Origin of the sequence: Pseudoalteromonas sp. SCSIO 43201, assembly GCF_023716725.1 — a bacterium.
Taxonomy (GTDB): domain Bacteria; phylum Pseudomonadota; class Gammaproteobacteria; order Enterobacterales; family Alteromonadaceae; genus Pseudoalteromonas; species Pseudoalteromonas peptidolytica.
Genome location: NZ_CP072683.1, coordinates 54,236 through 75,100, shown reverse-complemented (window position 1 = coordinate 75,100; position 20,865 = coordinate 54,236). Strand labels below are relative to the sequence as shown.

The window sequence follows — 20,865 nt, the reverse complement described above, 5'->3', positions numbered from 1 at the left end:
TTTTTCATGAAGGATAGCATCATCATGTCGACTGTTATGATCACAGGTGCAACAGGTTTACTTGGTCGCGCACTGTGCCAAAAAATAAGCCACCACCACACAGTTATTGGGTGTGGTTTTAGCCGTGCAGTGGCCCCGTTACACCAATTAGACTTAGGAGATCAAACAGCGGTGCTAAGCTTTTTAGACACACACCAGCCTGACTACTTGATCCACGCCGCTGCCGAAAGAAGACCCGAGTACTGTGAGCGTGACCACCAAGGGACGTTGGCACTCAATGTGGCTGCAACAGAGTTTCTAGCTAAAACATGCCGCCAACGGGGGATCCGCTTTTTCTTTATCAGTACCGATTATGTTTTTGACGGTACATCCCCCCCATACCTTGAGTCAGACCCAACGCACCCGATTAATTTTTATGGTGAAACAAAGCAGGCTGCAGAACGAGCAATTATAGCGGACAGTGAGTTACATACCATTGTTAGGGTGCCGGTGTTATATGGAGAAGTGACGACATTGGAAGAGTCTGCGGTCACTATTATTGCCCAGCAGCTACTTGATTCCCCAAGTGCTAGCCATGACCACTGGGCTATCCGTTATCCAACACATGTCGATGATATTGCATTAACGCTCAATGATGTTATCGCCAACCCAGACGTGACAGGAATCATCCATATTAGTGGCAATCAAGCATTCACTAAATACGAGATGGCGACGATCATGGCGCAAATACTAGATGTGCCAAGCCATCTTGTGACTTCACGAGCGACACCGAGTGGTGACGCCAAGCGGCCAAAAAACTGTGCGCTCAAAGACACTAGGTTGTTACAGTATGGGATCAATCACCAGCGTGACTTTGCAACGGCTGTTGCAGACGTACTGTCTACTCATATGCCTCGTTGTCAATGAGGCATAACCTGACGGTGGGCTAAAACAGCCCATTTCGACCGAAGGGAACTTCCAAGGTGTTATCGCTAGCCGAGACGGGATGCCCTATCATTTCATCGTAGGCACTTTGATGCCTTATCACCATTTCCACGTAGCTAATATCAGACAGACGTTTTTGAATTTGCAGTGGGTTATGTGCTTTTAAAAACTCACCATTTTCCTCTTTGACATAATACTCTACGTTGTTTACAACTACACTCACCTGATAAAGCGCCAAATCTATCGAATGAACAATGACTTTTTGTAGTGGTTGATGGTGTTTTAGTTTTGAAAATAATATCGCCATGCTCAGCAAAGAGATCCAAATTTACAAGTAGATACATTACAATACGCATGGTGCTCAATAACAGTTCAATTCAGTTTATGTCCTACCCAATGCGTTTAGCAAAATATCTCGGCCATTGTGGTGTCTGCTCACGGCGACAGGCTTCGCGTCTAATTGATAGTCAACGCGTGATGGTCAATGGTCGCCTAGCCAATCATATCGACCACGTCACACCTGAAGACCATATCACTGTCGATAATATTGCTGTTGCTAAGCCCGAACCTAGACGACTATTTGCGTATTACAAACCGGTCGGTATTGACTGTAAAGTAAAGCCACACGACCCGCACAGTATTTATCATGTTTTACCTCAGTCCTGTCGTGTTTACCCAATTGGCCGACTAGATAAAGATAGCCGAGGGCTATTACTACTTACCAATGATGGTGAGCTATGCCAACGCCTGATCCATCCGGATCAGCATCAGGAAAAGGAATATGAAGTACAAGTCGACAAGCCTATTGATGCTGCATTTTGCGCCAAAATGGCAGCAGGCATACCAATCAAAGGGCAAGTCACCTTACCGTGTGTGGTAGAGCAAATTGCCCCCGATCGATTTAAGATTATTTTGCGCCAAGGCCTCAATCGGCAAATAAGAAAAATGGCGCATTATTGTGGCTACCACGTTATTGATTTGCATCGCGTCCGGATTGCAGCACTACAATTGACACAATTACAGATTGATAGTGGTGAAATAAAAGAAATTGCAGCTGACTTCTTTGCCCAAACTACAACCCACACACAACAATGATTGCAACAGCACATCCCATACCAAGTGCCCATACAATAGAGCGAAGTACATCGATATTCAGCCAGTAAAGCACACAATACAGCGCCCGAGCCGTAACATGCCCGATGGCTAACCACTCAATCAAAGGAGTATAAGTTTGGGTGCCAAATGCAACCGCCATGGCCACTGCAAAAACGGCTAATGACTCAAAACAATTTTGATGTGCCGCAAGCGCTCTGGCACCAAGCCCCGTTAATCTTTTTTGTTGCTCTCGAGGGTGTTTATTGTCGTAACCACCTTCTTTATTCATTGCCACTGCGACTGGAATTTTGGCAAAGTAAGGTAATAAGATGGCAAGAATTGCACAGATAATTAAGATGTTCAAAAGATACTCCTTCAACTATTAATATCGCGACTCTCAGTAGAGCAGAATAGTTAAAAAAAGAAAAGCCATAAGCTAGAACAACGGTTCTTACCTATGGCCAAATCTCGTAGCATCGATATTAATCTTAGCTCGATTTTTCAGATTTAAAATGTGGCAAATTGTCGCAGCGCTATTTTGTCGTCAGACTGCACAAGTAAAATTGGGCTAGCCCATTGATAGTAAAATAAATTATTTTCACTATTATTATAATTCATTTATGCTTAATTGAGTCTTTATTGTATGCTGAGCTGCATCATCGACTGTTAGAGCTCAAGTATAATGTGGATCGTATTCACGCTGTTAGCCGCTTTCTCGCAAGCTTGGCGAAATGCTTTTCAAAGCCAGTTGAGCGCCAGTGCCTCAACGGCCAGTGTTACCCTCGCGCGATTTATTCTTGCAAGTCCCCTAGCCCTGTTATATTTGTGGCTACTCTACCAATTCAACCCAGTAGCACCGCTTGCCATTTCCACACATTTTCTCTTTTATGTCTTTGGTGCCAGCGTCATGCAAATCTTAGCAACGGGATTGATGGTCGTGCTTTTCAAGCAAAATAACTATGCCATCGGTGCTGGACTGGCAAAAAGCGAAGCGTTGGTTGCGGCTATGTTAGGTGTGCTGTTTTTTGGTTCTAGCTTAACTTTACTCGGGTGGTTTGGCGTTTTTATTGGCGCGATTGCTGTGATGCTACTCAGTGGCTTTAGTTTACGCACTGTAGAATGTAAAACCGCACTTATCGGGCTTGCTTGCGGCACTTGCTTTGCGCTTACTTCATTGTGGGTACGTGAGGCCAGTATTGCCGCCGGTTTACCTTTTCCTCATAGTGCAGCTTGGGTGTTACTGCTGGTGTTATTATGCCAAACACTGATGTTGAGTATTTATATGACACTGCGAGAGCCTCAGTCATGGTTGATACTTTGGCGGCACCGAAAGCTGACCACTGCAATTAGCGTCAGTAGCTGTATTGGTTCTATTGGTTGGTTTAGCGCCATGAGCCTTGAGCATGTTGCTTATGTAAAAACACTCGGCCAAGTAGAGGTCTTTTTTACATTACTTATCTCTGTTTTGTGGCTCAAGGCACCGATAAAAAAGCGTGATTCAGCGGGACTGGTGCTGATCGCCATCGCCGCAGTTTTGGTTATGCTAACTTAAGTACCACGACGCCACTGATAATCAGCAACACACCCAAATAACGCATAAAGGTACTGGGATCTCCGTAAAAGGCGATCCCGACCAAAAATGTCCCCGCAGCACCAATGCCTGTCCAAACAGCATAAGACGTACCAAGCGGGATCTGTTTTTGTGCCATCCATAACATCCATCCACTGAGCGCCATAAAGCCGACAGCGATACAAATTCCTAGCCATCTCGTCTCTGCTTGCTGCGCCATTTTCAAACCAACCGGCCAGCCTATCTCAAATAAGCCAGCCATAATTAAGTAAATCCATGCCATCGTTACTGCGCTTTCAACTCCACCGAATATAGATCTTTTCTGCGATCTCGTAAGTTACGCACAGTTCCTTCACTATGCAATATTTTGAGCTTATCTAAATCCAAATCACTGAATAGCAGCATCTCGGTATTGGGAGTGGCTTCGTTAAGCGCAGCATCGTGTGGAAAAGCAAAATCTGATGGTGTGAGTACTGCCGATTGCGCATACTGTACATCTAAACTCTCCACTTGTGGTAAGTTACCAACACTCCCCGCGATTACCACATAACATTCATTTTCTATTGCTCGAGCTTGCGCACAATGCCTAACGCGCAGGTAACTATTTTTGGTATCTGTCCAAAATGGCACAAACAAGATGTCTAAACCCTTCTCAGCCATAATGCGAGAAAGCTCTGGAAACTCGACGTCATAACAAACCTGGATCCCGACACGACCGGCATCGGTATCAAACACCTCTATTTTATCACCACCCTTTATCACCCAATCATAGTCTTCATGTGGGGTGATATGAATTTTACGTTGCTCATCGACCTTACCCGAGCGGTGACAAAGATAACTGACGTTGTAAAGCTTATCGCCTTCGAGCAATGGCATTGAGCCGGTGATAATATTGGCATTATATTCGATTGCCATTTGCGACATTGCTTCACGAAATCGCTCGGTATAAGTGGCTAAAGCACGAATAGCTTCAGTTTGATTTTTGTATTGGCCAAGTCCCATCAGGGGGGCATTAAAAAACTCTGGGAAAAGGATAAAATCACTTTGGTAATCTGACACCGTATCAACAAAGTACTCCACTTGCTGCATCAACTCCTCTACCGACTCCACACGACGCATTTGCCACTGTACCGCACCAACTCTCACAATGGTTTTTTTGCTCTCAATAACTGTATCTGTCGGCTCAAACAATATGTTGTTCCACTCTAATAACGTCGCGTAACCTTCTGAATCTTGATCTTCCGGCAAATATTGCTTGAGTAGACGTTTGACTTGAAAGTCGTTAGCCAGCTGAAAGCTCAAAATAGGATCATGAAGTTCTTTGTGATCTACTTTATTGATATATTCCATCGGCGACATGCTGCGGCGATATTGCTTGTATAATGGGATTCGACCACCAGCGAGGATCGCCCGCAAGTTATACTGACGACACAGCTCTTTTCGGGCATCGTACAACCGGCGTCCTAACCGCAGCCCGCGATGACTTTTGGCGATAACGACATCTAGACCGTACAACGCATCTGCATTACTATCACTAAAAATTCGACTGTGTGCATCCACAATATCCTCGTAAGTATGTGGATTCGAGAATGTTTGATAATCGACTTGCACACTCAGCGCGATACCAACAATTCGCTCACCATCCTTCACGCCAATTTGACCTTCAGGGAATTGGTCAATTAACCTAAAGATTGTGTGGCTTGGCCATGCGCCTCCAAGATCAGGATAGGCTTCATCCATTAACTGCTTCACCTGGTCATAATCGGACTTTTCTAGGTTACATAGCGTGATCCGCGCTTTTTCTATAGACATGTCAACTCCAAAGCTTAGGTTACCTTCCTATCTCTACTCTATCACAGTTAACCTTACTCGATACTGAGTAGATTAACCTGAGCTTAGGATAAATAAGCAGCAAATCAAAACTAACCTTCTATACTTGTTTTATTGTGTATAACTCAAGAGCTTAGGTTTGACTAAACACCACCCTTACAGCAGGCCAGATCAAGTCGAGGCACTGAAATTTGCCTTATTGCGTCGTGTCGCGCTGTACTGTATGTGGCTGCATGTCGTGCTGTTCGGGGCATTTTGGCATCTTCAAGTGGAGACGCTTGCTATTGTCAATATTGGTAGCGTCACTATGTGGTATATCGGTATTAAACTCATCGATAACAACAAACCTTCTCTCGCACTACGTGTATTCTGCTTAGAGGTCGCATTGCACGCCACCTTAGTATGTGCCTACTTAGGAATGTCTCTTGGGTTTCAATATTACTTGTGGACTGTTTCTTGTTTAATGCTGCTGGACTATCAGCTCAAGCTCAGGCACGCGGTTATTTACTCTGTCGTGCTTATCACGCTTTTTGCCACGCTAAAATTGTTATTTGACGATGTCATCTACCATTACCGATACCAAGAGTTGGTGCCGTATGTGCACTTTGCTAATGTACTGATATGTGGTATTCCAATGATTTATACCATTAGTCATATTCGTAAAATGACCGTACAGCAACGCGATGAGCTAGCAGAGCTGGCTGCGCATGACCCGCTTACCAAAATGTTTAACCGCCGCTATGCCAAAGAGCTTATCACCCATGCGAAAGAAAGCTGCATATCCACACACTCACCATTATGTTTAGTGATGGCTGACATTGACCACTTCAAAAAAATTAACGATACCTTTGGTCATGGTAAGGGGGATAAGATTTTAAAGACTGTCGCAAAGACAATACAATCACATATGCTGCCAGCAGATATCGCTGTGAGGTGGGGCGGTGAGGAGTTTTTGATTGTATTGGCGCCTTGCTCTGGCGATGAAGCAATGCGACGCATCGAGCAATTACGCCAAGCCACTGAAAGTATCAAGTTTGAGAATAACATAATCAAAATCACCATGAGTTTCGGTATCACCAACTGGGATCACAGCGAGTCTTTTGAGCAGGCTATTCATCATGCAGATGCTGCGCTTTATCGCAGCAAAGAATTAGGGCGCAACTGCATTACAACTGCGCCCTCGATATCTACCACCCAAACGAGTTAACTGCACCCCACCCTTGCTGAACATGACTAAAATAAGGTTATTGCGGTGAAATACGTATTTCGTGAGTCAAAGGCTGCGGTAACAAAGGCGTATTACTTCCAGCGCTGTATTCAGCAAAGCCTGAACGATAAAAAGGCGAGAGTGGGTGCCCACTTTGCCCACCAGCGACTGTTAAAATCGCGTTTTTAAGATGTCCTGGCTGTGCGATAAAGCGCTGTGAGGCACCAAAGGCTGAACCTTGTACAGCTGGCATAAACGTATCACCAAATGCTGGTACGGTCGGCATATCCAATAGTCCACTGAGCATGGGGATCTGCTGCGAAAATGGATGTTGCACCCGCAGTGCATTCACCTCTCCCCAGCGCCATGCAGCCATATTACTGCCATAAGCATCTCGCAGTCTTTGCTTCGCCAACTCATAGGCCGCAAGCTGTAAATCTTGCCAAGAGTCATATTGACCAAGCCAATCATCAGGCTGATGCGTTAACAACTGCCACAGCCCAGGCTCTAGGTAACGCTTCACCGGCTTTAATGACAGTTGCTCTTGTTGCAGCCCAGCTTCTATCGGTGCGTACAAGGTGTCAATTAGTGCACTACGGTAATACTTAACTAGTGTATACCCGACAGAGTCAGCACAAGCACAAGCTTGCCATGCGTCGAGCTTTGCCAAGTCTTGTTGGTATTGTGATGGCTCATGGTGACGTAACAAGTCAACAAGTGACTCATGCCATGGTGCTAAAAATAAAGCTTGGTTATCTAATTGTAATTGATAAAAGTCGTTTTCAGTGAAGGCTTGTTTTGCCATAAGGCCATCACGGATCTGTACCGCTCGTGCACCCAGAGCATAGCCACCGTCACCAAAGCGCTGATCATCCTCTACAGAGACAACTCGAGAGTTAGCAGTCCATAATTTACCGTTAGATGGATTTTGCACGACAGGACGATTCACTTCGTTCTCTTGCCATGCTTGCTCATATGAACGCATTGCAGCAGTAGTATCGTGGGTTATTTTTCTAGCAGGTACCGCCCCCATTAATGTCCATGCGGCAGCGCCTTTCTTATCCACAACCATCAAGTTTTGCACTGGAATACCGACCTTTACTGCATGAGTCGCCGCCGCCGCTGCATCTGCCAGTAGCTCCATTCCCACTAATTCCAAGTTAACGGCATAAGGCTGATGTGCAACCCAGCTAAGTGCATACTTATCATCACCGATTTGCTTCACAGGGCCAAAGGCACTCATTTCTAATTGATAAATATGCTCACTACCATCAGGCAGTTTAATTACTTCAGAAATAAGCTGGGTTTTAGTATCAGCAGCTAACGCTACCCAATCAGCCATATCGACATAACTATTGGTAAACCCCCAAGCAATACTATTATTACTACCAACGACAATGGCAGGTGCACCAGGTAAAGAAACTCCGGTTACCTGCACAGCCTGCCCTTGATGTTGATAGTTTAATTGTGCACGATACCAGATTGAAGGTACATTCAGGCCCAAGTGCATATCATCAGAGAGCATAGCAGCGCCAGTTTTTGTTAACGCGCCCGTCACTGCCCAATTGTTACTGCCATACAACGGCTGATCTGCGATTGCGCTGGGAAGGTAAGTGCTCAGCGGCTGCGGTAACGTTGGAATAGTCGCAACTGCTGAGTCTATTACACTGTTATCTAATGCGGCTTGATACCGACTTGGCTGTAGAATAAAGTCAAGCATCTCATGGCCAAATTTTTGCTCTAATACGATGAGTGCTTCGTCACGTTCATAGGTGCCAGCCTGTAAATCCAAGTACATACCAAAGATAGTCAACAGGCTATCTTCAGGCCGCCAAGCTTGTGGCTCGGCGCCCAATAACAGGTATTCAAAGCTGGTAAACCCCGACTGTATACGGCCATCATTCACACCTTGCGTATACCGAGTTAGGATTTGCTTATGTGATTGTGGTAAAGACATCACAATTTGTCTTGCCCGTTTTCTAAACTGATGAAAGCGCATCTTTTCATCGCGCTTGATTGCTGCAGCACCAAATAACTCACTAAGCTCACCTGCAGCATTACGCCTTAATAAATCCATCTGAAAATAACGATCCTGTCCATGCGCAAAGCCAAGTCCATAAGCCGCATCAGCTCGGGAGCTTGCAGACACGACAGCCTGGCCTAGCGCATCTCTAGCTAACACCACAGGCGCATCAATCCCCACAGCACTTCCCTTTCCATCTAGCGCAGGAAGGCTTAGCGCCAAAGCACCATAAATGCCTGCCGTTCCAATTAGCAATAACAAGAGTACAACAACAGTAAATCGTTTAATCCAAGTAAACATGAATATCCTTAACTTTTTCAGCTACGCAATTTAGGCTTAGAAGATATAGCACGTCATCAACTGATAGACCAACTCTGCCATAACCATAAGACAATCAAGTTAAAGCATTTTATTTTTCAATTAGATTTCGCTTTGCGTGTACTGAACTATAGTTAAAGCATCGTCTTAAACACAATAGCCCCATGACTTCAGAACTATCAACTTCACCGCTTAAGTTTCGCTTTATCAAGTCTAGCTTCTGGCTATTGCTCGTCTTGATCATAGCCGTAGCATGGTATGTTGATCAGGTTAATTATCGCCGTCTTGTTGCTATGGAAAAGAGCCGAGCTACCGAAGAAGTGAATGTATATCGTACCAAGATAGAAGGTGTGCTCACCAAAAATGTGCAACTGGTTAGAGGGCTTGGAATTGCACTTGCCGACCAAACCACGCTTTCACAACTTCGCTTTGAGCAACTGGCAAGACCCCTATTCGAGACCAGTCAAGTACTCAGAAATATTGGTGCAGCCCCAGATATGCGGCTTGATTATGTCTATCCACTACAGGGTAATGAAAAAGCCATAGGCCTGGACTACCGCACTCATCCCACACAAAAATATGGCGCTTTACTCGCAAAAGAAAGTCGCGAAATAGTAATGGCTGGACCTTTAGAGCTATTACAAGGTGGGACTGGGCTCATTGCTAGAATCCCTGTGTTCAAGGATAAAACACAGTTTTGGGGATTGTTATCCGTCGTGCTGGATATGGAGAGTTTATATCAACAAACCAACTTAATGGCACTGGAAAGCCGATACCTTGTTGCGATTCAAGGCGTTGATGGTAAAGGCCAAGAAGGCGAGTATTTTTACGGCAACAGCAATATTCATTCTTTGTCGCCTATCGCTTTTAGCGTCAATGTGCCATCAGGGCAGTGGGAATTATATGCAGCCCCGAGGATAGGCTGGCAGCCAGAAGCCGCTTCAATATGGCCTTTTCGGCTCGCCATCATCGCACTTATTATCATTTTTATCGCTGCGTTTGTCTTTATCACCCGATTACTAACCCAGTTGCAACGAAACAGCGCAGCACTCACTAACATGGGCATATTAGCTGAAGTAGGCGCATGGGAAATCAATGTGAGTACGCGTGATATTATTTGGTCAGATGTAACGCGAAGCATTTTCTGTGTGCCTAGGCACTTTCAACCAACATGGATGAATACCACAGAGTTTTTTAAAGCTGGATTGCATCGAAGACGTCTGCAAGAGTGTATTGATAGCATCATCAAAACCGGTACCGAGTTTGAAGGAGAGTTCATCATTCACACCCTGAATGCGGACGAATTATGGGTCTTAGTAAAAGCGCGCTCAGTACGAAAAGGCAAGCGCACGACCCATATTTTTGGTTCAATCCAAAATATCAACAAGCGCAAGTTAATGGAAATGGAGCATGACAAATTTGCTAAAAATAATGAACTACTGGCTTATTTAAGTTCTCACGAGGCACTACTGAATAACCAGCTAAATAAGGCCTTTTCGCTATGCGCTGAAACATGTAAAAAAGGGGTAGAGGCAAATAAAGTCAGTATCTGGCAGTTTAATGATGATAAAACGCTTCTTATTCCTGTGTGCTTCTCTAATGCTACGGTAGATAATCTAGTGCACTTCCCACCATGGCGAAAAGCCATTGCACCTGCTTTTTTTAATGAAATAGAAACTGGACAGCTGATCGTCGCGCAACAAGCTGAAAATCATCCAGCAACACTGGCATTATCTGCAACTTACCTTGAGCCATTTGAGATTAAAGCCATGCTTTGCTGTCCCATAAGCCATAAAAATAATACCTTAGGTGTGCTGTGTTCAGAGTATGAAATTGACAATCCAGCATGGGGGCAAAGTGATATTCGGCTCACCAAATCTATTGCCGCGATGCTCGGTAGCTTATTTATCAACAAGGCGCATCAACGAGCAAGAAACCAAGCCATTATAGATAAAGATCTTGCTGAACAATCAGCAAAGATGAAAGCAGAGTTTTTAGCTAGTATGAGCCACGAAATCCGCACCCCACTGAATGGGGTAATGGGCATGATAGAACTTGCCATGCATTCAGAGCTAACAGCAACTCAGCACCACCAGCTTACTCTGGCGCATAGCTCTGCAAAATCACTCCTCACAATCATTAATGATATTCTCGACTTTTCCAAAATCGAAGCGGGAAAACTCACAATTGAGCTGGTTGAGTTTGATTTAATAGAAATGCTAAGCAATATGCTGTGCAGCTTTGTGCGCACGGCGGATGCCAATAACAACAAATTACATATCGACTTGTCGGGAATGAAGGTAGGAAAGGCGCAAACTGATCCAAACCGGCTTAAACAGATACTCAATAATTTACTCAGTAACGCCATCAAATTCACTCATAATGGGTCGGTTACGCTCAGCTGCCACACTGAACAAATTGGTGAGCAAACACACTTGTGGTGTAGTGTTGAAGACACTGGGATAGGCATCTCTAAAGAAAAACTTAATAAGGTGTTTGACTCATTTACACAAGCAGATCTTTCAACAACGCGCCAATATGGTGGTACCGGACTTGGACTGACCATCGCAAAGCAACTTAGTCAATTACTCGGTGGCGACTTGCAAGCATTCAGTAAAGAAGGTATTGGCAGTACTTTTTCTTGTCATGTACTGTTGAATCAAGCGCAACCTATCCCTGTACAGACACATGCTGACGACGCGACTTTGTATGTATTAACTCAAGCAGCTGAAGACTATAATAAACTACTTAAACCATGGAACATTACTTGTCTTCGCGTTGATCAAATAGAGACCCTGCTCACTCAGCTTCACAGCACTCCATCACATCTAGCCGTCATTTTAGATGCCGAACAGCTATGTGCAGCACCACTCTCACAACAACAAACACTAAAAACAGCATTGCTCGAACTCAAGGTGGTGCATGCGGTTGCAGTTGAGGAGCAACATAATCTTGCCATCGATCTTTTTAGTTACTGTGAGCGCGTTTACTATCCAATAACTCCCCATGCCGCACTCAGTGTATTCAATGCAACATTTACCGATCCGACGCAGTCCAGTAGTAACCATACCTCCAATGATGAAGAACCGCTGCTCGGTCGCACCGTATTACTGGTTGAAGACAATAAAATCAATCAAACTGTTGCTACCACTATGTTAGAACGCCTAGGTATCACTGTGGTATGCGCAGAAAATGGCGAGTTGGCACTTACCCACCTACAGTCAATAAAAGTACCTTATGATCTGATATTTATGGACTGCCAAATGCCTATTATGGATGGTTACCAAGCTGCCCAACAAATACGCCAAGGCGTTGCTGGAAAAGTACATCAAGGTTGTGTGATTGTTGCACTCACCGCCAATGCGATGCAAGGTGATAGAGAAAAGTGCCTAAATGCCGGCATGGATGACTATCTCAGTAAGCCAATTAATTTTGATGACCTGAAAGCGAAAATATGGCAGATGCTGCCACCAGAAGACAGCCGATTTGACTCTTCTATTACACAACAAAATTAGCTCACCTACTTTGCTACCTGATTGATTAGCGTTATATTAATCCTTACCAAGGCGATGCTAGCAACCACAATGATAATAAGGAAAGCGATGCAACTCGATGCTCATGAACAACGTGTACTAGGTAGTTTGATTGAAAAGCAAGTCACAACTCCTGAACAATATCCCATGTCTCTTAACGGCCTTACCAACGCATGTAACCAAAAGTCCAACCGTGATCCGGTGATGGAACTTTCTCAACATCAAGTTTTAGACACCCTTAAGCGCTTGCAAGAGAAACGCCTGATCACCTGTGACGAGGCATTATCTGGTCGCGTAGATAAGTATAGCCAACGCTTTTGTAACAGTGACTTTGGCCACTTGAAGGTAGACGCTAAGCAAAAGGCCATTGTTTGCTTGTTACTGTTGCGAGGCGCGCAAACACCTGGCGAATTGAGAACTCGTAGTAATCGCTTAGCCGAATTTTCATCGGTCCAAGAGGTTGAGTCCACACTTGCCACTATGCAGCAAAACGAACACGTTATGAAACTTGCTAGAGAACCCGGTAAGCGAGAGAGTAGGTACCAACATTTATTCGGCGATCAAGCAGAACAAACCAGCGCCATCGCCAGCGATTCAGAGCCAGCAGTACAAAGCCAGACAGAGCTTGAGAGCTTAATGGCTGAGATAGAGCAGCTAAAACAAGAGCTGGCTACAATCAAACAGCATTTAGGACTTTAAAAAACACGCTCATCACAACATAATATAAGCTTATAGCCCCTGAAAGTATTGAGGAACCAGTATGCGTGAAGCAATCATGGCTGAAATGAAAGTTCAGCCTGTTATTGACCCAGAATTTGAAGTTAAACGACGGATCGCTTTTTTGAAAGCGCGGTTACAAGCCTCTGGCTGCTTCACTCTCGTACTTGGGATCAGTGGCGGTGTCGACTCTTCAACCTGCGGACGCTTATGCCAGTTAGCCATTAATGAACTTAACGCAGAGCATGAAACGGGTGCTTATCAATTTATCGCTATGCGTCTACCTTATGGTATCCAAGCAGATGAAGATGAAGCTCAACTTGCACTTGATTTTATTCAGCCAAGCCAGCGCTTAACCGTGAATATTAAACCTGGTGCCGACGCTATGCACGAGCAAGCGTTGGGCGCAATGGCAGGAAGTGCGCTCACTCTACCATCTCAAACCAGCGTCGATTTTATCAAAGGCAATGTCAAAGCACGCCAGCGCATGGTTGCGCAATATGAAATTGCCGGCCTTACTCGTGGCCTAGTTGTTGGTACTGACCATAGCGCAGAGAATATCACCGGCTTTTACACTAAATTTGGTGACGGAGCATGTGATCTCGCCCCGCTGTTTGGTCTATCGAAACGTCAAGTTCGCTCGTTAGCCGCATACCTAAGCGCTCCAACGGGCCTAGTAAACAAGACGCCAACGGCTGATCTTGAGTGTGACCGCCCAGGTCTTGCTGATGAAGAGGCGTTAGGCTTGAGTTATGACGATATAGATGACTTCCTTGAGGGCAAACCTATCAGTGATGAAGTGAGTGAAAAGCTCATTACCATTTATCAGCGAACACAGCACAAACGCCAACCTATCCCAACGGTTTACGACGAGTTATAACTCAATTTCTGACGGTGCAGTGCTTGCATTGCACCACAGCCATTACTTTACTTAACCTCTCAAGGTGACTGATTTATGAGCCAAGCAGCTGCACCTATCTTAATAACTGGCGGCGCCCAGCGCATTGGACTTGCTATGGTGCATCATTTTATCGCGCGCCAACAGCCGGTCATATTAACCTATAGAACCAGGCACCAAGTGATCGGTGAGTTAGAGACACAAGGCGTCACTTGTATTCATGCTGATTTTGATCAGCCAGATACAATTACCAAACTGACCACGGACATTCGCTCACGCACAAACACACTACGCGCCATTATTCACAACGCATCAAGTTGGGATTGTGAAGCCAATAACCCTGACTACGCAACCCTGTTTGACAACATGATGCGAATACATGCAAAAGTACCCTATTTGATTAATCAAGCATTAGGCGAGTTATTGGCTGCCGACGATGCCATTGGTGATGTGATCCACATTACTGATTACGTAGTAGAAAAAGGTAGCCCAAAACATATTGCTTATGCCGCAAGCAAAGCAGCACTAGATAATCTAACGCGATCATTTGCCGCCAAATTTGCACCTAAGGTCAAAGTTAATAGCATTGCACCTTCACTGATTATCTTTAACCAAGATGATAGTGAACAATACAAAGCAAAAACATTGAAAAAGTCTATCATGGGAATAGAGCCTGGGAGCAAAGAAGTCATTAACAGCGTTGAAATGATCTTAAATAGTAATTACATGACGGGTCGTACGATACAAATCGACGGCGGTCGTCACTTGAGGTAGCGCATTATGCAAGACGAATTACAACAGAGTTATAAATCAATCATAGCAGCCGTTGGCGAAGACACGGGTCGAGAGGGATTACTAGATACCCCCAAACGAGCAGCAAAGGCAATGGAGTATCTGACTCAAGGTTACCGACAAACATTGGATGAAATCACCAATAATGCTGTGTTTACCTCAGATGCAGATGACATGGTACTGATCCAAGATATTGAACTGTACTCCATGTGTGAACACCACCTTCTGCCTTTTGTGGGGCGTTGCCATATTGCTTATATTCCAAATGGCAAAGTACTTGGATTATCAAAGTTTGCACGTATTGTTGACATGTTTGCACGACGCTTTCAAATCCAAGAGCAACTTACCCACCAAATTGCCAAAGCTGTGGAAGAAGTAACAGGCGCCAAAGGGGTCGGTGTCATTGTTGAAGCTAAACACATGTGCATGATGATGCGTGGCGTAGAAAAGCAAAACTCCAGCATGCGCACCTCGGTTATGCTTGGTAACTTTAGAAGCGACCCTAAAACACGTAACGAGTTTTTGCAGTTAGTGAAAGGATAAGTACTGTATGTCCAATGCCATCATTAAAGTAACAAATCTAAGACTTCGCACTTTTATTGGCTTTAACCCTGAAGAGCGAGAAAAAAAGCAAGATGTCGTTATCAACCTTGAGATCCACTATCCGGCGGATACGGCATGCTTAGACCATGATAATATCACCCACGCGCTGAACTATAAAACCGTGACTAAAGCGGTTATCTCCGTGGTTGAAGAAGGGCATTTTTTGTTACTTGAAAAGTTGGTTGCCGACATTCTGTCTGAGTGCCATCGTCACGAAGATGTTACTTATGCAAAAGTAACTGTGGATAAGCCTCATGCACTCAGATTTGCAGACTCGGTTTCTTTGACTCTCGATTGGCACCGAAATAAGCGGTAAATAACGTTGCCCTTCCTTGCCTTATGACATCACCTGTAGGGCAAGGAATATCACGAGCGCATAGCGTACTCCTTTTCCAAGCGCCACTAATAAAAAGAACCAAGTAAATGACGTTCTTAAAGAACCTGCCACCACGGTCAACGGATCGCCAACAATAGGCAACCACGCAAATAACAATGAAAACTTACCATAGCGGTTAAAGTGGGCACATGCGGCATCATACTGCTTTTGAGAAATTGGAAACCACCGTCTATCCCGCCACTTGACGATAAACCACCCTAAATAATAATTCACACAGCTCCCAAGCAAATTGCCAGTTGTTGCCGCAACCCATAACCACAGCAACTCACCTTGTTGTTGTGTCACCAAGCCGCTGAGTGCTAGCTCAGAGGAGGCAGGAAGTAAGGTAGCAGCAATAAACGCAAGTCCAAATAACGAAAGATAAATCATAGTGACGAAGGTGATACCAATCTGCGTTAGCAATTAGGCTTTAAGAAATTATCCAAGTGGGGCAATATACTTAAATACACGCCATACTTCAAAAATACTCACACGCTCATAGGACAAAGCATGAAAACAATAATAAAACCCTTGCTGCTTGCTACTTTGCTCACAACCGGGCTAAACGGATGCAGTACGTCTCATGAAGCACCGATTGCATCTGGGTATCAAACCTATATTCAAGTGGGCGAGCGCTTTAAACATCTAAGCCTAACCGATATTAACGATAACAAAGTCGCATTTGAAGCTGAGCACCAAAAACTGGTGATATTATTTGCAACTTGGTGTTCTGACTCACAGCGGCTATTGAACGAGTTGCAAGCGTCTTCGTTACTCAACATGTCAAATTTAACGATTATTGCCATTGGCCGCGAGCAAAATCAGACCACACTGAAACAGTTCAATGATACCCAAGCACTACCTATCCACTTTGTCGCTGATCCTAACCGTACGATTTACAACAGCTATGCAAATAAAGGGATACCTAGGTTAATATTACTCGATGAGCAAAATAACGTATTACAGACACTTATTGGCGAGCAGCCAAACACATTATCAAAACTACGCTGGAATTAATGAGGTACTACCATGACGCCTGATGTTGTTAGCATTCTTACCATGGCAAAAGTGATTCAAACCGCTGTGGCACCGGTGTTTTTAATAACAGGGATTGCAGCGACCTTAGGGGTACTGTCAAATCGGTTAGCGAGAATTACTGACAGAGCGCGCTTGCTAGATAGAAAAATCAATAGCACACAAGACGAAGAGCTAAAAATGCACTTTTGTCGTGAAATGCGAGCTTTATTAAAGCGCTCTCGCTTTATTCATATCGCATTTAGTATGAGCGTCCTTAGTGCACTTTTAGTTTGTGCCGTGGTTATGCTCCTGTTCATGTCACACTTGTACAGTATGCCACTTGGCATTACGCTGTCAGCTTGCTTTATCGCTGCAATGGTTTTACTGATTGGTGCATTTGTTTCCTTGCTAGCAGAAATTTTTCTTGCTACCCGTAGCATGCGTCGAGGTATGATATTCAAAGATATTGAGAGCTAACATCGGTAAATTATCGATGACATTCATCGCAATTGTTTGCTTGTATTTAAAAGTTACACTGACAATAGGGAAAATAATTAGGGGTTTATGACTATGAAGAAACTACTTACCGTCACACTATTGAGCTGCCTTGCGGCAACCGCACAGGCGAACACTATGTTTGAATCTGCGGAAGATGCCATTCAATACCGCCAAGCATCTTTCCAGCTGATCCGCTTCCAAATCGGTAACATGGGGGACATGTTAAAGGGCAAAGTACCTTTCGATGCCGAAGCATTTAAGCAACGCGCACAAAATGCTGCACAATTATCAAAAATGCCATGGGAAGCTTTTATCGAAGGTTCAGATAAAGGGAACACTGACGCACTACCGGCCATTTGGTCAGACCGTGCTGAGTTTGATGGCAAAGCCAAAAAGTTTGCCGAATACGCACAAGCACTAGCGGTAGCTGCAGAATCAGGTGATAAGAAGATCATCGCTTCAGCGTTTAAAGACTGGGCGAAGGGCTGCAAAGACTGCCACCAGTCATTCAAAGACTAAACAAAACAGCCGCGTATGCGGCTGCTTATGAGGTCTGTGAGCTGGTGTGTAATCCGTTTCAGGCCTTTATACCTCTGGCCTTACGTCATCCAACCACCCTATTATCTAGCGATAATAGTATTCACAACTTTATTCGTGATAGACGTACAATATCAATCGTCAATATAGTCGAAATCATCGTCGCCTAGATTTCTACGTAGGCGTTTTTGCTCTAAGTAGTCGTCTAGCTTTCTTTTGACTTTACGTTTTTGCTTATCATGTTGGTTACGACCCAACTTTTCAAATTCATCATCAGCAAAATCATCATCAAGCGCATCGTAAGAGAATGTCTTACCCACAACTTACTCCAAATAATATAGTCATTAATAAAATGAGAACCGTCTCTCAAGATCACTATTTAGCGTTAAATTTGCATTCTGAAAAGTGAGACTTTTTTGTCTTCACAATAAAAAATTTTTATCGGATTGTAGAAAGTGATAAGAATAGCTAAATTTTAGTCAATTCCATTATTTCTTAGACACTTCATTCCACACCTAAAAACCGCAAAACTTTGATTATATTAAACTTATTAATTGGCACCTTTTTTGTAATGTCATATTTGTCACTGAGCCAATAAGGATTGACCATGAATAAAATTATCTTACTAACCGCCGCAACAATGATGAGCACCACGGTTGCAGCGCATGAACAGCATACCGTTACCTTTAACGATGAAAATTGTGAAGTCGAGTTTCAAAATGACGTTCGTATCACACCGGATAATTTAGTTATCACCACAGCAAGCCATGCAACAGCAGAGATCACCAGTCAAGGAACCCTTACGCTCAATGGCGACATCATCCCCCTCAATCAACAACAAAAAGCGATGCTAACGCAATACAGTGAACAACTAAGGGGCCGACTCCCCCAAGTCGCCAATATCGCCTTTGAGGGCATCAAACTAGCAGGAGTTGCGCTCAACGAGGTTGCCACAACATTCAACCTAACCAATCTCGATGATATTCATGCCGTGATAAACGATTTTGAAACTCAAGTACACGGTACATTTTACCAGCAAGGTGCATTCGTCATGGGCAAACAAACCTTCGATGACTTTGGTAATAACTTTGATGAGCAATTTAGTGAAAAAGTAGAAACCGTTATCAAAGGGGCGATGATGCAATCAATCGGCAGCTTACTTGTGACGATTGGCACTGAAATGTCAAATTCAAGTGGTGATATGAGTGCTTTTGAGCAACGTATGGAAGACTTTGCGACACAAATAGAGACCAAAGTGACACAGCAAGCAAAAGCCATCGAGCAAAAAGCCGACAGCTTATGTGGTGAGTTTGAGCAGATAGCCCATCACGAAGCCATTGTTGCAAACGCTATTCCTGAGATGTCCGCCTATCAGTTATTTAAATTTAAGTAATACCATTAAAGGGGGTCAGATCCCCCCTTTTTCTTTGTATTTCAGCCAGTTTACCCAATGTCACAATGGCTTGTTCCAATTCATCTGACCATGGTAAGCCATAGCTTATACGAATACAGTTTTGATATTTTTTACTCGCGCTAAAAAGCGTGCCAGGTGTAATGCTAATACCTGCTGCTAACGCTTGCTGGAATAAAACAGCGCCATCTACTTGCTTACCCAAATCTAGCCACAGCACGCACCCACCTTTGGGGCGACTAACACGAACCTCATCCCCAAATGCAAAATTTACCGCAAGGATCATGCGATCGCGATTTTCAATGAGCCGTTTGCGAACGAGCTTTAAGTGGCGCTCGTATCCTCCTGAGCTGAGAAAATCCGCTAAAGCCCATTGGTTCATCAAAGAGGATGAACAACTCAATGCGCGTTTGATACGCTTCGCTTTTGCACTAAATTGCGACGCTACCATCCAGCCAACTCGGTAGCTTGGTGCTGCCGTTTTTGAAAAAGAAGCACAGGTGATCACTAACCCCTTTTTACTGTAAGCCTGCGCAGGTATACCACGCTGTTCGGTAAAGTAGAGATCGCCATATACATCATCCTCTATCAGCACCACCTCTCGCTGCTCCAGTAACTCCACTAATTGCGCACGTCGAGCATCTGGCATATAACTTCCCAGCGGGTTACTTATACTGGTAGAAAAGACGCAAGCACGAATATCATGTTTATCCAAAGCTTTCTCTAAATCATCAAGCCAAATACCATCGTCAGGGCACACAGGTATTTCAATTGCTTTCAGCCCTAAGTTTTCTACTAGCTCAACAATGCCGAAGTAGCATGGCGACTCAATAGCGATGACATCACCGGGGTGTGTTACCGCCTGTAGCGCAATTGCTAGCGCCTCTTGAGCACCATTAGTAATAACAAGCTCATCCATGCTAACTGCCAGCCCCATATCCAAATAACGCCTTATTATTTGTTTTTTTAAACTATCCAAACCATCCATCGGACCATAATTAATCAACTCACTGCCAGCTTCTTTCATCACTCGGCGCATGATTTTTGCGAGCACCTGCTCCGTACCTGCGATCGCAATTGGATTTGCAATCCCCAGTGGCACAGCGTGCGATTGATGAATGCCACAGTACACCTGCTCAATCAATGCCTGTTTATTCACAACGACAGGGTTGGCTGGCAATCTTGCGCGTTTCGGTGAATGTTTTACAGGAGGATCTTCACATAAGAAATAACCTGACTTTTCTTTCGCGATGACCTTTCCTTGCGCCTCTAGTGTTTGATAGGCCTGCTTAACAGTTGGAATACTGACATTCAGATTTTGCGCCATTGCGCGAAGTGATGGCAGTTTTTCTCCCGGCAAAATAGACGCTTGCTCCGCCATTAATAAAATCATTTGGATTACTTGTTGATATAAAAAAGCGGATTGCTGACGCTCGATCACTGTACTCATAAATAAAATAATCTGTATAGGTTTAAAATAACAAATTCTGTATATAGCTTATACAGAATAGCAGCG

22 protein-coding genes are annotated in these 20,865 nt (G+C 44.2%); 14 read left to right on the top strand and 8 right to left on the bottom strand.

All coding sequences use genetic code 11. From position 1 onward, the window contains the following. The first annotated feature begins 24 nt into the window (after window positions 1–24). Entirely contained in the window at window positions 25–906 is an 882-nt protein-coding gene (locus J8Z24_RS00380) for a dTDP-4-dehydrorhamnose reductase family protein (RefSeq protein ID WP_176033723.1), read from the top strand. 19 nt (window positions 907–925) lie between these two features. Here J8Z24_RS00380 and J8Z24_RS00375 read toward each other — a convergent pair whose 3' ends face one another. Continuing rightward, window positions 926–1,231 carry a DUF6482 family protein gene (locus J8Z24_RS00375; protein ID WP_128731192.1) on the bottom strand — a complete coding sequence of 102 codons (306 nt, stop codon included), beginning with the start codon at window positions 1,229–1,231 and terminating at the stop codon, window positions 926–928. A 77-nt stretch (window positions 1,232–1,308) separates the two neighbouring features. Here J8Z24_RS00375 and J8Z24_RS00370 point away from each other — a divergent pair, with 77 nt between their 5' ends. Continuing rightward, entirely contained in the window at window positions 1,309–2,019 is a 711-nt protein-coding gene (locus J8Z24_RS00370) for a pseudouridine synthase (protein ID WP_252095615.1), read from the top strand. Here J8Z24_RS00370 and J8Z24_RS00365 read toward each other — a convergent pair. Next, window positions 1,997–2,383 carry an MAPEG family protein gene (locus J8Z24_RS00365; RefSeq protein WP_125253608.1) on the bottom strand — a complete coding sequence of 129 codons (387 nt, stop codon included), beginning with the start codon at window positions 2,381–2,383 and terminating at the stop codon, window positions 1,997–1,999. The genes J8Z24_RS00370 and J8Z24_RS00365 overlap by 23 nt on opposite strands. A gap of 318 nt (window positions 2,384–2,701) precedes the next feature. On the opposite strand from J8Z24_RS00365, the gene J8Z24_RS00360 reads away from it, so the two are divergent. Beyond that, the gene (locus tag J8Z24_RS00360) at window positions 2,702–3,571 is read left to right on the top strand and encodes an EamA family transporter (protein WP_125253607.1); all 870 of its coding nucleotides are present in this window, start codon (window positions 2,702–2,704) and stop codon (window positions 3,569–3,571) included. On the opposite strand, the gene J8Z24_RS00355 is transcribed toward J8Z24_RS00360, so the two are convergent. Next, entirely contained in the window at window positions 3,558–3,872 is a 315-nt protein-coding gene (locus tag J8Z24_RS00355) for a DMT family transporter (RefSeq protein ID WP_128731190.1), read from the bottom strand. The genes J8Z24_RS00360 and J8Z24_RS00355 overlap by 14 nt on opposite strands. 2 nt (window positions 3,873–3,874) lie before the next feature. Further along, window positions 3,875–5,401: a carbon-nitrogen hydrolase family protein gene (locus tag J8Z24_RS00350; RefSeq protein ID WP_125253605.1), complete on the bottom strand. Its 1,527-nt coding sequence runs from the start codon at window positions 5,399–5,401 to the stop codon at window positions 3,875–3,877. Between the two features lie 157 nt (window positions 5,402–5,558). Here J8Z24_RS00350 and J8Z24_RS00345 point away from each other — a divergent pair, with 157 nt between their 5' ends. After that, on the top strand, window positions 5,559–6,626 hold the full coding sequence (locus tag J8Z24_RS00345; RefSeq protein ID WP_252095085.1) for a GGDEF domain-containing protein: 1,068 nt from the start codon (window positions 5,559–5,561) through the stop codon (window positions 6,624–6,626). Between the two features lie 37 nt (window positions 6,627–6,663). Here the strand turns inward: J8Z24_RS00345 and J8Z24_RS00340 are convergent, their stop codons facing one another. Continuing rightward, the gene (locus J8Z24_RS00340) at window positions 6,664–8,949 is read right to left on the bottom strand and encodes a penicillin acylase family protein (protein WP_252095084.1); all 2,286 of its coding nucleotides are present in this window, start codon (window positions 8,947–8,949) and stop codon (window positions 6,664–6,666) included. Window positions 8,950–9,131: 182 nt separating this feature from the next. Here J8Z24_RS00340 and J8Z24_RS00335 point away from each other — a divergent pair, with 182 nt between their 5' ends. From J8Z24_RS00335 to folX, 6 genes are all read left to right on the top strand, one after another. Beyond that, on the top strand, window positions 9,132–12,482 hold the full coding sequence (locus J8Z24_RS00335) for an ATP-binding protein (protein ID WP_252095083.1): 3,351 nt from the start codon (window positions 9,132–9,134) through the stop codon (window positions 12,480–12,482). 87 nt (window positions 12,483–12,569) lie between these two features. Then, on the top strand, window positions 12,570–13,199 hold the full coding sequence (locus J8Z24_RS00330; RefSeq protein ID WP_125253601.1) for a YceH family protein: 630 nt from the start codon (window positions 12,570–12,572) through the stop codon (window positions 13,197–13,199). Between the two features lie 61 nt (window positions 13,200–13,260). Further along, entirely contained in the window at window positions 13,261–14,097 is an 837-nt protein-coding gene (nadE, locus tag J8Z24_RS00325) for an NAD(+) synthase (RefSeq protein WP_252095082.1), read from the top strand. Window positions 14,098–14,172: 75 nt separating this feature from the next. After that, window positions 14,173–14,889, top strand: coding sequence for a dihydromonapterin reductase (folM, locus tag J8Z24_RS00320; protein WP_252095081.1), 717 nt, complete (start codon window positions 14,173–14,175; stop codon window positions 14,887–14,889). 6 nt (window positions 14,890–14,895) lie between these two features. Then, the gene (gene folE / locus J8Z24_RS00315) at window positions 14,896–15,450 is read left to right on the top strand and encodes a GTP cyclohydrolase I FolE (RefSeq protein ID WP_125253598.1); all 555 of its coding nucleotides are present in this window, start codon (window positions 14,896–14,898) and stop codon (window positions 15,448–15,450) included. A gap of 7 nt (window positions 15,451–15,457) precedes the next feature. Continuing rightward, window positions 15,458–15,826, top strand: coding sequence for a dihydroneopterin triphosphate 2'-epimerase (folX, locus tag J8Z24_RS00310; RefSeq protein ID WP_252095080.1), 369 nt, complete (start codon window positions 15,458–15,460; stop codon window positions 15,824–15,826). Between the two features lie 21 nt (window positions 15,827–15,847). On the opposite strand, the gene J8Z24_RS00305 is transcribed toward folX, so the two are convergent. Next, complete coding sequence (locus J8Z24_RS00305) at window positions 15,848–16,276, bottom strand: YqaA family protein (protein WP_128731991.1); 429 nt, start codon at window positions 16,274–16,276, stop codon at window positions 15,848–15,850. A gap of 120 nt (window positions 16,277–16,396) precedes the next feature. On the opposite strand from J8Z24_RS00305, the gene J8Z24_RS00300 reads away from it, so the two are divergent. The 3 genes from J8Z24_RS00300 to J8Z24_RS00290 all read left to right on the top strand — a co-directional run bounded on the left by J8Z24_RS00300 (window position 16,397) and on the right by J8Z24_RS00290 (window position 17,920). Next, complete coding sequence (locus J8Z24_RS00300; protein WP_252095079.1) at window positions 16,397–16,903, top strand: TlpA family protein disulfide reductase; 507 nt, start codon at window positions 16,397–16,399, stop codon at window positions 16,901–16,903. Between the two features lie 12 nt (window positions 16,904–16,915). Beyond that, window positions 16,916–17,380: a DUF2721 domain-containing protein gene (locus J8Z24_RS00295; protein ID WP_125253595.1), complete on the top strand. Its 465-nt coding sequence runs from the start codon at window positions 16,916–16,918 to the stop codon at window positions 17,378–17,380. An 87-nt stretch (window positions 17,381–17,467) separates the two neighbouring features. Continuing rightward, complete coding sequence (locus tag J8Z24_RS00290; RefSeq protein ID WP_252095078.1) at window positions 17,468–17,920, top strand: c-type cytochrome; 453 nt, start codon at window positions 17,468–17,470, stop codon at window positions 17,918–17,920. 152 nt (window positions 17,921–18,072) lie between these two features. Here J8Z24_RS00290 and J8Z24_RS00285 read toward each other — a convergent pair whose 3' ends face one another. Next, window positions 18,073–18,258: a PA3496 family putative envelope integrity protein gene (locus tag J8Z24_RS00285; protein ID WP_010604204.1), complete on the bottom strand. Its 186-nt coding sequence runs from the start codon at window positions 18,256–18,258 to the stop codon at window positions 18,073–18,075. A 287-nt stretch (window positions 18,259–18,545) separates the two neighbouring features. Here J8Z24_RS00285 and J8Z24_RS00280 point away from each other — a divergent pair, with 287 nt between their 5' ends. Further along, window positions 18,546–19,331, top strand: a complete 786-nt coding sequence (locus J8Z24_RS00280) for a DUF2884 family protein (protein ID WP_252095077.1) — start codon at window positions 18,546–18,548, stop codon at window positions 19,329–19,331. Here the strand turns inward: J8Z24_RS00280 and J8Z24_RS00275 are convergent. Continuing rightward, a complete protein-coding gene (locus tag J8Z24_RS00275; protein WP_128731988.1) occupies window positions 19,324–20,799 on the bottom strand; it encodes an aminotransferase-like domain-containing protein in 1,476 nt (491 codons plus the stop codon). The two genes, J8Z24_RS00280 and J8Z24_RS00275, sit on opposite strands and share 8 nt — an antisense overlap. Between the last annotated feature and the right edge of the window lie 66 nt (window positions 20,800–20,865).